Origin of the sequence: Enterocloster sp. HCN-30185 (assembly GCF_037890305.1) — a bacterium.
Classification (GTDB): domain Bacteria; phylum Bacillota; class Clostridia; order Lachnospirales; family Lachnospiraceae; genus Enterocloster.
Genome location: NZ_JBBKBT010000001.1, coordinates 148,480 through 161,165, shown reverse-complemented (window position 1 = coordinate 161,165; position 12,686 = coordinate 148,480). Strand labels below are relative to the sequence as shown.

Sequence of the window (12,686 nt, the reverse complement as noted above, 5' to 3'; positions counted from 1 at the left end):
CTGCCCCGGAATATGGTATGATGATAAGAAGCTCTGCAGATATTTTTGCAGGCAGCGGCGATAAAAAATGACGCAATCGGATACAGAACAGGTGGAGATTTATGACAATACAAAAGCTGTCCATCCAGAATCTGCTTCTGGTAGGATTTACTTTATTTTCGATGTTTTTCGGTGCGGGAAATCTGATCTTTCCTCCGGATCTGGCTGCACGGGCAGGCGCTCAGGTGATTCCGGCTATGGCCGGCTTTTTGATCAGCGCAGTGGGGCTTCCGGTTCTGGGAGTGGCTGCGGTGGCTGTTTCAGGAGGACTTGAAAAGCTGGCGGGAAAAGTGGGCGGGAGATTTTCGCTTTTATTTACTTTAACCGCGTATCTGGCGATCGGCCCCTTCCTGGCGATTCCCAGAACTGCAAGCACTTCCTTTGAGATGACGCTGCTTCCTGTTCTCAGCGGTGCGGGAGTCCAGCTGGGAGATTATCTGGGCCATACGGGCATGACGGTTCGGTTTTGGGCTCAGTTGGGATATTCCTTTGTGTTTTTTGCCATTGCCCTTCTTTTGTCCGTTCATCCGGAAACCCTTTCAGAACGTTTGGGCAAGGTGACCTGTCCGGCACTGTTGATCCTGATTGCAGTATTATTTACGGGAAGGCTGATCTGGCCCATGGAGGGGGTGGGCGAGACAGCGGCAGAATTTGCGGCAGGAGCTTCGGTGAGAGGCTTTATGGAAGGGTATCAGACCATGGATACGCTTGCGGCTTTAAATTTTGGCATTATCATTTCTCTTAATATAAGAAATAAGGGGATTTCCAGAGAGGATTCCGTAATCCGGGAAACGATAAAGGCCGGACTTATGGCGGGGATCCTTTTATCTCTGGTCTATGGTGCTTTGGCCTATATTGGAGGCCCTGTAGGACAGCAGGCGGGAGCAGGCACCAACGGAGCCAGAATCCTGACCTTTGTGGCCGGAGATCTTTTTGGCATTTCGGGAATGGTGATTTTGGGGATTATCTTTTTTATCGCCTGCCTGAATACCTGTGTGGGACTGATCTGCTGCTGCAGCCAGTTTTTTTCTACTCTGGCGCCATGCGTTGGATATCGGATATGGACGGTGGTTTTTGCAGTTATCAGCCTTTTGATTTCCAGCGCGGGACTGGACCGTATTTTGAAATATTCCGTTCCTGTTTTAAATGCCGTTTATCCGATCGCGATTGTTCTCATTGCTCTAGCTTTTATGGAGCGGTTTACAGGGCGCAGGATCTGGGTGTACCGTCTGTCGATCCTGTTTACGGCGGCGGTAAGCGTTGTCTGGACCATGGATCAGGCAGCTCTTGCGATTCCGGGCATAACGGAAGGTATGAGGCATCTTCCAGGCTATGCTCCCGGTCTTGGATGGCTGCTGCCGGCTGTGATTGGCGGGCTGCTTGGAAGGATGATTCCCGGAGGAAATGAAACGGGGGGTGGGCAGGGGTAAGAAAAATCCCCAGAAATGACATAAGAGAAAGGACAGCAGGATGACAGGATCAATCTGGATGCTTCATGCAAAAAAAGCTGATTTTAACGCTCTGGCAGGACGGTTTCACATCAGTCCGGTGACAGCCAGAATTATACGGAACAGGGATATTGAAAGCGAAGCGGAATTTGAGCGCTATCTGAACGGAAGCCTGGAGGATCTTTATTCCCCCGGGCTTTTGCCCGATATGGAGGAGGCGGTCCGGCGGATCAGCAGGGCAGTACAGGAAAAACGGCGTCTGCGGATCGTGGGTGATTATGATATCGACGGCGTATGCTCCACTGCTATTTTATATAAGGGATTCAAACGGATTGGAGCCTGTGCAGATTATGTGATCCCGGAGCGGATCCGGGACGGCTACGGTATCAACGAGCATATCATTGAGGCTGCGGCAAAAGACGGGATACAGACTATTGTAACCTGTGACAACGGCATTGCCGCCATCAGCCAGATTGCCCTGGCAAAGGAGCTGGGGCTGGAGGTGATCATTACAGATCACCACGATATCCAGACCAATGAGGAAACAGGGGAAGACCTGATGCCTCCTGCAGATGTAATTGTAAATCCCAAGCGCAGGGATAGCCGGTATCCGTGGCCGGAGATCTGCGGAGCCATGGTGGCCTTTAAGCTTGTTGGCGCTCTCTATGAAGCATACGGCATCAGCCGTAAGGAATGGCTTGAACTTCTGGAGCTTGCTGCCATTGCTACGGTGGGAGATGTGATGAAGCTGAAGGATGAAAACAGGATTGTGGTAAAGGAGGGCTTAAAGCGTCTGGCTGTGACCGGAAATCCGGGCCTTAAAAGCCTGATTTATAAAAATGCGCTGGATCCGGCAAATATCAGTGCGTACCATATTGGTTTTGTCCTGGGGCCCTGTTTAAATGCCAGCGGACGGCTTCAGACGGCCAGACTGGCCATGGAGCTTTTGCTGTGCGAAGATACTGCAAGGGCGGATTCTATTGCAGAGGAATTAAAGGAATTAAACGACCGGAGAAAGGCTATGACGCAGGAGAATGTGGATGCGGCGGCACTTCAGGTGGAAACAGAGCTTAAGGATGACAAGGTTTTAGTGGTCTTTCTGCCCGACTGCCATGAGTCCCTGGCTGGAATTGTAGCCGGACGGATCAGAGAGCGGTACAATAAGCCTGTTTTTGTCCTTACAAGGGCAGAAGGATGCGCCAAGGGATCCGGCCGTTCTATCGAGGCCTACCATATGTTCCATGCCCTGGTAGAGGTAAAGGATCTGCTGCTGAAATTCGGAGGCCATCCCATGGCGGCCGGTTTTTCGCTGGAAGAAGCAGATGTAGGAGAATTCCGCAGACGGCTCAATGAAAATGCGGCAGATAAGCTTACGCCTGATGATTTTATCCCCAGAGTATGGATTGATGTGGCAATGCCCTTTGAATATATTTCGGAGGAGCTGATCTGCGATCTGGAACGGCTTGAGCCTTTTGGACAGGGCAATGAAAAGCCCCAGTTTGCTCAGAAGGCCATGGGGATACGAAGCGCCCGTGTAATGGGAAAAAACCGCAATGTAGTGCGTCTTTCTCTTGTAAATGAACGGGGCTTTTCCATGGATGGGATTGTGTTCGGGGATGGAGATGCCTTTATGGAGGAAATGGGTTCAAACCGTCAGATTGACATTATTTATTATCCCACTGTAAATGAATATAATGGAAACCGGAGCCTTCAGGTAGTGATAAAAGCATGGAAATTTAAGAATTGACAGTTATTTTGCAGACAAAACCGAAAATGTGTCCGTATCAGGGAGTATTGCATTTTATAATCAGATAGGTTATAATCGCAGAAAAGAGCGGAAAGGACGGTAGGCTGCAATGGTAAATACAGTTATGGATTTTATTACAGGCTATGACAAGGAAGTGGGCGAGGCGATTCAGGCGGAGTGCAGGCGCCAGAGACAGAATCTGGAGCTGATCGCTTCTGAAAATATTGTTTCGGAGCCGGTAATGATGGCAATGGGAACAGTTCTTACAAATAAGTATGCGGAAGGATACTCAGGAAAGCGCTATTACGGCGGCTGCCAGTGTGTGGATGTAGTGGAGGATCTGGCAATCGAACGTGCAAAGAAGCTGTTTGGCTGTGATTACGCCAACGTACAGCCCCATTCCGGCGCACAGGCCAATATGGCGGTATTTGTAGCTATGTTAAAGCCGGGAGATACGGTTATGGGTATGAATTTGGATCACGGCGGCCATCTGACCCACGGAAGTCCTGTAAACTTTTCCGGCCTTTATTTTAATATTGTACCCTACGGCGTAGACGATCAGGGATTCATTGACTATGACGAGGTAGAGCGCAAGGCCAGGGAATCGAAGCCAAAGCTGATCGTGGCGGGAGCCAGCGCCTATGCAAGAACCATTGACTTTAAGCGCTTCCGTGAGATTGCGGACGAGGTAGGCGCCTATCTGATGGTGGATATGGCCCATATTGCAGGTTTGGTGGCAGCGGGAGAGCATCCAAGCCCCATTCCATACGCAGACGTAGTGACTACTACCACCCATAAGACGCTCAGAGGCCCCAGAGGCGGCATGATCCTGGCAAATAAGGAGGCGGCAGAGAAGTTTAACTTTAATAAGGCCATTTTCCCGGGAACCCAGGGCGGTCCCTTAGAGCATGTGATCGCAGCCAAGGCAGTGTGTCTGGGCGAAGCCTTAAAGCCTGAATTTAAGGAATATGCCCATCAGGTTGTTTTAAATGCAAAGGCCCTTGCAGAGGCTCTTAAAAAGCAGGGCTTCAAACTTTTAACCGACGGTACGGACAATCATCTGATGCTGGTTGACCTGCGCGGTCTGGATATTTCCGGAAAAGAGCTTCAGAACCGCTGTGATGAGGTATGCATTACATTGAATAAAAATACCGTTCCCAATGACCCCAGAAGCCCCTTTGTTACCTCTGGCGTCCGCATCGGTACACCGGCTGTCACCACCAGAGGTTTAAAGGAAGAGGACATGGAAAAGATCGCAGAATGTATCTGGCTGACTGCAACGGATTTTGAAAATAAGAAAGAGTATATTAAGGCGGAGGTTGCAAAACTTTGCGATAAGTATCCGCTGTATGAAGGGTAAAATAAAAGATTAACATACAAAAGAAAAAGAGGATTCTGCCATATCCATCGGGTGCGGCAGATCCTCTTTAATTTTACACCTGAACCTTCGGTTCCATCTCTTTTTTCAGATTTTTATGCGCCGTTGCCAGCATAAGCTTGATGCGGTTTAACTGGTTGACCTCGCTGGCACCGGGATCGTAGTCTACGGCAATAATATTGGAGTCGGGATAATTCCTGCGAAGCTCTTTGATCACGCCCTTTCCTACGATATGGTTTGGCAGGCAGCCAAAGGGCTGGGTGCAGACGATGTTTTTCACGCCGCTGTGGATTAGCTCCAGCATTTCTCCTGTAAGGAACCATCCTTCTCCGGTCTGATTGCCCAGGGATACAAAGCCCTTTGCCATATCAGCCAGCTCATTGATGGCTGCGGGAGGTGCAAAATGTCTGCTTGCAGCCAGCTCTTTTCTGGCCGTCCGGCGGAAGTATTCCAAAAGGGCAATTCCCGCATTGCACAGCCGGGCAGTGGACTTCTTCTTGCCCAGATGCTCTGCCTTGAAATTGTTGTTGTAGAAGCAGTAAAGCAGGAAGTCCATCAGATCCGGCATCACGGCTTCCGCTCCTTCGGCTTCCAGAAGCTCTACGATATGGTTATTTGCCAGGGGAGAGAATTTGACAAGGATTTCTCCTACGATTCCTACCTTTGGCTTTTTGATATCCCTTCGCTCCAGACGGTCAAAATCGTGGATGATTCCCTTGATGTTCCGGCCAAACTCCATCATAGCTGCAGAGCGCTTGGACAGGGAGGCGATACAGCGTTTCTTCCATTTTTCATGGAGCGCATCTGCGCTTCCCGGAACTGCTTCATAAGGTCGGGTCGCGTAGAGAACCCGCATAAAGATATCGCCGTATACCACCGCCTGCATAGCCTTTGTAAGCAGAGGAAGGGTGATGGAAAAGCCCGGATTGGTTTCCATGCCGTTTGCATTGATGGAAACCACAGGAATCTGGCTCATGCCGGCTTTTTCAAGGGCACGGCGGATAAAGCCTATGTAGTTGGAGGCGCGGCATCCGCCTCCGGTCTGGGTCATAAAGATGGCTGTACGGTTTAAATCGTATTTTCCGGACAGAAGTGCATCCATGATCTGCCCAATGACGATGAGAGAGGGATAGCAGGCGTCGTTATTCACATAGCGAAGCCCCACATCTACTGCATTTTTATTGTGGTTCTGAAGGATTTCGATATTGTAGCCAAAGGCCCGGATCGCGGGCTCTACCAGATCAAAGTGGATGGGCGACATCTGGGGGCAGAGAAGGGTGTAGTCCTTCTTCATTTCCTTTGTAAATACCACGCGGTTATAGGCGCTGGAAATGATCTTGCGCTCATAATGGCGCTGGTCTCTTACACGGATGGCCGCAATGAGGGAGCGGATCCGGATGCGGGCAGAGCCAAGGTTATTCACCTCGTCGATTTTAAGCACAGTGTAAAGCTTTCCGGACCGTGTGAGGATGTCGGAAACCTGGTCTGTGGTAACGGCGTCCAGACCGCAGCCAAAGGAATTGAGCTGGATCAGATCCAGATTGTCCTGGGTTTTTACAAAGCTGGCTGCCGCATAGAGGCGGGAATGGTACATCCACTGGTCTGTTACCACTAAAGGCCGTTCTACCTTTCCCAGATGGGAAACAGAATCTTCCGTGAGCACCGCAAAGCCGTAGGAGGTGATCACATCCGGGATTCCGTGGTGGATTTCCGGATCCACATGGTAGGGACGTCCTGCCAGAACAATGCCGCGCCTGCCGTGTTCCTTCATCCATTTCAGGGTTTCTTCGCCCTTTCTCTTGATATCCTCTCTGGAGGCGGTTAATTCCTGCCAGGCAGCATGGGCTGCCATACGGATCTCAGCCGCAGGGATCTGGAAAGAACTGGAAAACTCCTTTACCAGCGCATCTGTAAGGATTTTTTCGTTTGTAAATGCCATAAAGGGGTTCATAAAGCGAACCTGTTCCTCTTCCAGGGCTTCTACGTTATTTTTAATGTTTTCCGCATAGGAGGTGACCATGGGGCAGTTATAATGGTTTCCGGCCTCAGGGCTTTCGTTGCGTTCATAGGGGATGCAGGGATAGAAGATAAACTTCACACCCTGGCGGATGAGCCATGATACATGGCCGTGGACCAGCTTGGCAGGATAACACTCCGATTCGCTGGGAATGGATTCAATACCCAGCTCATAAATCTGCTTTGTGGACTGGGGAGAGAGGATCACATGGTAGCGCAGCTTACGGAAAAATACAGCCCAGAAGGGGAAATTTTCATACATATTTAAAACTCTGGGGATCCCTACGCAGCCCCGGTCTGCCTCATCCATGGGAAGGGGCTCATAGTCAAACATCCGGCGGTATTTATAGTCAAAAAGGTTCGGAATTTCCTTTTTGGCTTTTTCCATTCCAAGGCCACGTTCACAGCGGTTTCCGGAAATATACCGGCGGCTGCTTCCAAACTGGTTCACAGTCAGGACACAGTGGTTATTGCATCCCTTGCACCGGGCCATGGAGGTGGTATATTTTAAGGAAATGATCTTGTCTAAAGCCATAGTAGAGGTTTCTTTTTCACCGCCCAGGTGGTAGCGCTCTCTGGCGATCAGGGCTGCTCCGAAGGCGCCCATGATGCCTGCGATATCAGGACGGACAGCCCGGCAGCCGGAGATCCGCTCAAAGCTGCGGAGCACGGCGTCATTGTAGAAGGTTCCGCCCTGCACCACTACATGGCTTCCAAGATCAGAGGCATTTGTGATTTTGATTACCTTAAATAAAGCGTTTTTAATCACAGAGTAGGCCAGTCCGGCAGAGATATCTGCTACGGTCGCTCCCTCCTTCTGGGCCTGCTTTACATTGGAATTCATAAATACGGTGCAGCGTGTGCCAAGATCGATGGGATTTTTGGCAAAAAGTGCTTCCTTTGCAAAATCCGCTACACTGTAATTTAAGCTTTTGGCAAAGGTTTCGATGAAGGAACCGCAGCCGGAGGAGCAGGCCTCGTTTAGCTGTACGCTGTCTACGGTGCCGTCCTTGATGCGGATACACTTCATATCCTGGCCTCCGATATCCAGGATGCAGTCTACCTCAGGATCAAAGAAGGCGGCCGCATAGTAATGGGAAATGGTTTCCACTTCTCCCTCGTCCAGCAAAAAAGCGGCTTTTAACAGGGCTTCTCCATATCCCGTGGAGCAGGACCATGCGATTTTTGCCTTGTCTGTCATCTGCTCGTTTATCTCTCTGGCCGCCTGGATGGCTGCTGCAAGAGGGTTTCCGTTGTTATTTTCATAAAAACGGTATAAAAGGGAGCCGTCCTCGCCTACAAGGGCCACTTTTGTAGTGGTAGAGCCGGCATCAATACCCAGATAACAAAGCCCTTCATAGGAAGAAAGATCCGAGGATCTTACATGATTGTGAGCATGGTCTGCAAGAAAAGCATCATACTCTTCCTGGTTTTTAAAAAGAGGTTCCATGCGCTTTACCTCAAAATCCATCTGCACCCCGGAGGAAAGGGTTTTGATCAGATCCGCTATGGAAAGGGGCGTCTGATCTTCTTTAGGGTTCATAGCGGCGCCCACCGCAGCAAACAGGTGGGAGTGCTCCGGGGCAATGGTCTGCTCCGGCGTCAGGTGAAGGGTACGGACAAATGCCTTTCTCAGCTCCGGAAGGAAGTGGAGGGGACCGCCTAAAAATGCCACGTTTCCCCGGATAGGCTTGCCACAGGCCAGGCCGCTGATGGTCTGGTTTACCACTGCCTGGAAAATAGAAGCCGCCAGATCCTCATGGGTAGCGCCGTCATTGATCAGGGGCTGGATATCCGATTTGGCAAATACACCGCAGCGGGCTGCAATGGGGTAGATCGCCTGATAATTTTTGGCATATTCATTTAAGCCGGAGGCGTCCGTCTGAAGCAGGGAGGCCATCTGGTCGATGAAGGAGCCGGTGCCTCCCGCACAGATGCCATTCATGCGCTGATCGATTCCGCCGGTAAAATAAATGATCTTTGCGTCCTCACCGCCCAGCTCAATGGCTACGTCAGTCTGGGGCGCATAATCCTGAAGAGAGGAGGCAACGGCTACGACCTCCTGTACAAAGGGGATATGAAGATGGGAGGAGAGTGTCAGGCCGCCGGAGCCGGTGATCACAGGAATAACAAGAATATCTCCGGTCTGTGATACCGCTTTTTTTAAAAGCTTTGCCAGAGTTTCCTGAATATTGGCATAATGGCGTTCATAGTCGGAAAAAAGGATACGGTTTTCCTGATCCAGCACAGCCACCTTTACGGTGGTGGAGCCGATATCGACACCTAAACGGTAAGTTGTACTCATCTGATTCATAGATACGGGTTTTGACCCTGCCCTCCTTTGTAGTCTGATCCAGGACTCTTCTGTATGAAAGAGGCAGCCCCAAATAACATGGACTGCACTGGTTTGGCGTATATTTTATAATAAAATTCGTATAAAAACTGTGACAAAAGCAACAGACAAAAATGTTCACGCTAAAGTGTAGCACAAATCCAAGGCAAATACAATCAGGGAAGAACGTTAAAAAAACGTTAATAAATTGTAGGATGTTTGTAAAAATTGCGTTTTATGTAAAATGGAGTTCTAATCCATTTGACAAAATCGTAGGCAGTCACTATAATTAGGGGGTAAAATTTCAGAATGGGGGAGAGTTCGCATGATACGGATTTTTAAAACCGAAGATGGTACGATTCATGAAAAGCAAGAGATGCAGCCCGGAAGCTGGATCGCTCTTACGAACCCTACCGCTTCTGAAATCATAGATGTAGCGGATGCCTGCCGCATTGATCCGGATCATTTAAAAGCGCCTCTGGATGAAGAAGAGCGTTCACGTATTGAGGCAGAGGATGAATACACTCTGATCCTGGTGGATATACCATCTATAGAGGAGCGAAACGGGAAAGACTGGTTTGTTACGATCCCTATGGCGATCATTACTACCAGGGATGTGCTGATCACGGTCTGCCTGGAGGAAACGCCCATTTTAAGCGCTTTTATGGACGGCAGGGTGAGAGATTTCCATACATTTATGAAAACCAGATTTATCCTGCAGATTCTTTATAAAAATGCCACTCAGTATCTGCAGTATTTGAGGATCATTGACAAGAAGAGCGAAGTGATCGAAAACAAACTTCATCAGGCTCAGAAAAATGAAGAGCTGATCGAGCTTTTGGAGCTGCAGAAATCACTGGTATACTTTACCACGTCTCTCCGTTCCAATGAAGTGGTGCTGGAGCGTCTGTTAAAGCTTGACAAGATCAAGAAATATCCGGAGGATACAGATCTTTTGGAGGACGTTATCATTGAGAACAAGCAGGCCATGGAGATGACGAGTATTTATAATGGAATTTTAAGCGGTACCATGGATACCTTTGCTTCCGTTATTTCCAACAACCTGAATATTGTTATGAAGTTTTTGGCCACAGTGACCATTGTCCTGTCCATCCCGACTATGGTAGCGAGCTTTTACGGCATGAATGTGCTGCCAAAGGGGATGCCCTTTGCAGACAGCCCCTATGGATTCTGGATCGTCCTGGGATTTGCAGTGGCCCTGTCCTTAATTGTGGCGTATATTTTTAATAAGAAGGATCTGTTTTGAAATGAGGGGATTTTAAATGAATCATTTTGTAAATAATGCAAAGCGCAGTCTGAGGCGTATGATGGGAGGCAGTATCATTGACATCGTATGCGGCCTGCAGATCCTGGGCGTTGTGACCTATCTGCTTTCTCCGGAGTTTTTTGGCTATCTGATCCTGAATCCTGCGCTGGTTGTCCGGGGGCAGATCTGGAGAATTGTAACGTTTCTTGCATATCCGCCGGCAGTTACGGGCGGAGATGCGATCAGCTTTGTTATTTTTAATGCCATTGGCATTTACTGTGTCCGGCTTTTTGGATTGCTGGTAGAGCAGGTTTGGGGACGGTTTAAGTTTAACTGTTATATTATATCCGGCGTACTGCTTCATGCGGCTGTTTCCGTGCTGATCTACCTGATCACAGGTATGCCTCTGCCGCTGTTCCCCAATTATCTGGTGTACTCATTCTTCTTTGTGTTCGCACTGATGTTTCCGGATATGCAGGTGCTTTTTATGATGCTTATTCCCTTAAAGTCCAGCTGGATTGCCGTATTTGAAGGGGTAATGTATATCTATTCTTTTGTGAGAGGCAGCCTGATCGACCGGATAGAGATTCTGTTAAGCATCGCTCTTATGGGTATCTTTTTTGGATGGCTTACCTTTGGAAAAAAAGGCCCGGTTTATCAGAAAAAGCGTTCCAGAGAGTTCCAGAAAAAGACGGAGAAGATCCGGGTGGTGAAAAATCCCCACCGCTGTGCAGTCTGCGGACGCACCTCAGAGGACAGCCCTGGGATGGAATTCCGCTACTGTTCCAAATGCGAAGGCAGTTATGAGTACTGCATGGATCATTTATACACGCACAAACATGTCAAAAAAGGAGAAAAGCCTGAGGAATAGTCCGGGTTTTGCTTCTTTCCATAAATTCCCGGAAGCAGCTTCCCCACATATTAAAGCCTGCGCCGGATCGCTTTACACAACTTACGTTTAATAATGGAGGATTAAAATGAAAAAGACAAAGATCATCTGTACCATGGGTCCCAATACCAATGACAAGAATGTTATGCTGGGGCTGGCAAAGAATGGCATGGACGTTGCCCGCTTTAACTTTTCTCATGGTGATTATGCAGAGCATCTGGGACGTCTGGAAATCTTAAAGGAAGTGCGCAAGGAACTGGATATTCCGGTTGCAGCCCTTCTGGATACAAAGGGACCGGAGATCCGTACCGGCATTTTAAAGGACGGAAAGAAGGTCACTTTAAAAGAGGGACAGATCTATACGCTGACTACCAGAGAAATCGTTGGCGATGATACCATCGGCCATATCAATTACAGCGGCTTAAATGAGGACGTTTCTGCAGGAAACACCATTTTGATCGATGACGGCCTGATCGAGTTAAAGGTAAATGAGGTAAATGATACAGATATCGTATGTACCGTTGTAAACGGCGGCGAGCTTGGCGAGAGAAAGGGCGTAAATGTTCCTAACGTAAGCATCAAGCTTCCGGCTCTGACTGAGAAGGATAAGGAAGATATCCGTTTCGGCATCAAGCAGGGCTTTGATTTTATTGCAGCTTCCTTTGTCCGCACGGCAGACTGCATCCGGGAGATCAAGGCTATGCTGGATGAGGCAGGCTCTTCCATAAAGGTAATTGCAAAGATTGAGAATGCAGAGGGAATTGAGAATCTGGATGAGATTATCGCTGAGGCTGACGGCATCATGGTTGCCCGCGGCGACATGGGTGTTGAGATCCCGGCTCAGAAGGTTCCAAATATTCAGAAGATGATCATCCGCAAGTGTAATGTGGCCTGCAAGACTGTTATTACTGCAACCCAGATGCTGGATTCCATGATCCGTAACCCAAGACCGACCCGTGCAGAGGTAACAGACGTTGCAAACGCAGTGTATGACGGTACAGACGCCGTGATGCTTTCCGGCGAGACTGCCATGGGTAAGTATCCGGTTGAGGCGTTAAAGATGATGAGTTCCATTGTTGAGGAGACAGAAAGCTATCTGGATTACACTGCATACCGCCAGCGTAAGGTAAGCGCAGAGAACATGAAGAACGTTTCTAACGCTGTATGCTGCGCTTCTGTTTCCACTGCCCATGATATCGGCGCTGATTATATCATTGTTCCAAGTATTACAGGCTTTACCTCTATGATGCTCTCCAAGTGGAAGCCGGCTGCCCGTATCCTGGGAATGTCCCCAAGTATGTCTACTGTACGTCAGATGCAGCTTCAGTGGGGCGTAACTCCCGTATGGTCCCGCCGCGCAGATTCTACCGATGAGCTGATCGAAAATTCCATTGAGGAGCTTAAGGAAAAGAATTTCGTGGAAAGCGGAAAGCTGGCTGTACTGACTGCCGGTGTGGTAAGCTATGCGAGACGCCATGAGGAGGCTGCCCAGACCAACATCATGCGTGTGGTAGAAATTAACTAAAAATTGAACTGGACAAAGAAGTCTGCCCGGGAGTACAATGTTTGG

The 12,686-nt window shown here is 49.0% G+C and carries 7 protein-coding genes; 6 read left to right on the top strand and 1 reads right to left on the bottom strand.

Translation table 11 applies throughout. The features are described 5' to 3' along the window. Positions 1-101 precede the first annotated feature (101 nt). The 3 genes from brnQ (at position 102) to glyA (ending at position 4,594) form a co-directional block, all read left to right on the top strand. A complete protein-coding gene (gene brnQ, locus WKT10_RS00715; RefSeq protein ID WP_340274805.1) occupies positions 102-1,469 on the top strand; it encodes a branched-chain amino acid transport system II carrier protein in 1,368 nt (455 codons plus the stop codon). Positions 1,470-1,509: 40 nt separating this feature from the next. Then, positions 1,510-3,234 (top strand): single-stranded-DNA-specific exonuclease RecJ, encoded by a 1,725-nt coding sequence (recJ, locus tag WKT10_RS00710; RefSeq protein WP_340274803.1) that lies wholly within the window; start codon positions 1,510-1,512, stop codon positions 3,232-3,234. Between the two features lie 109 nt (positions 3,235-3,343). Continuing rightward, positions 3,344-4,594, top strand: a complete 1,251-nt coding sequence (glyA, locus tag WKT10_RS00705) for a serine hydroxymethyltransferase (RefSeq protein ID WP_296036106.1) — start codon at positions 3,344-3,346, stop codon at positions 4,592-4,594. A gap of 73 nt (positions 4,595-4,667) precedes the next feature. Here the strand turns inward: glyA and WKT10_RS00700 are convergent, their stop codons facing one another. Next, the gene (locus tag WKT10_RS00700; protein ID WP_340275167.1) at positions 4,668-8,933 is read right to left on the bottom strand and encodes an acyl-CoA dehydratase activase-related protein; all 4,266 of its coding nucleotides are present in this window, start codon (positions 8,931-8,933) and stop codon (positions 4,668-4,670) included. Between the two features lie 352 nt (positions 8,934-9,285). Here WKT10_RS00700 and WKT10_RS00695 point away from each other — a divergent pair, with 352 nt between their 5' ends. From WKT10_RS00695 to pyk, 3 genes are all read left to right on the top strand, one after another. Beyond that, positions 9,286-10,227 (top strand): magnesium transporter CorA family protein, encoded by a 942-nt coding sequence (locus WKT10_RS00695; RefSeq protein WP_066544511.1) that lies wholly within the window; start codon positions 9,286-9,288, stop codon positions 10,225-10,227. 16 nt (positions 10,228-10,243) lie between these two features. After that, positions 10,244-11,098: a hypothetical protein gene (locus WKT10_RS00690; RefSeq protein ID WP_066544510.1), complete on the top strand. Its 855-nt coding sequence runs from the start codon at positions 10,244-10,246 to the stop codon at positions 11,096-11,098. A 106-nt stretch (positions 11,099-11,204) separates the two neighbouring features. Continuing rightward, positions 11,205-12,641 carry a pyruvate kinase gene (gene pyk / locus WKT10_RS00685; protein ID WP_066544509.1) on the top strand — a complete coding sequence of 479 codons (1,437 nt, stop codon included), beginning with the start codon at positions 11,205-11,207 and terminating at the stop codon, positions 12,639-12,641. The last annotated feature ends 45 nt before the right edge of the window (positions 12,642-12,686 follow it).

Bases quoted from the DNA above. Each gene is read 5' to 3' on its own strand.
- brnQ (WP_340274805.1), top strand. From the start codon at position 102: ATGACAATACAAAAGCTGTCCATCCAGAATCTGCTTCTGGTAGGATTT.
- recJ (WP_340274803.1), top strand. From the start codon at position 1,510: ATGACAGGATCAATCTGGATGCTTCATGCAAAAAAAGCTGATTTTAAC.
- glyA (WP_296036106.1), top strand. From the start codon at position 3,344: ATGGTAAATACAGTTATGGATTTTATTACAGGCTATGACAAGGAAGTG.
- WKT10_RS00700 (WP_340275167.1), bottom strand. From the start codon at position 8,933: ATGAGTACAACTTACCGTTTAGGTGTCGATATCGGCTCCACCACCGTA.
- WKT10_RS00695 (WP_066544511.1), top strand. From the start codon at position 9,286: ATGATACGGATTTTTAAAACCGAAGATGGTACGATTCATGAAAAGCAA.
- WKT10_RS00690 (WP_066544510.1), top strand. From the start codon at position 10,244: ATGAATCATTTTGTAAATAATGCAAAGCGCAGTCTGAGGCGTATGATG.
- pyk (WP_066544509.1), top strand. From the start codon at position 11,205: ATGAAAAAGACAAAGATCATCTGTACCATGGGTCCCAATACCAATGAC.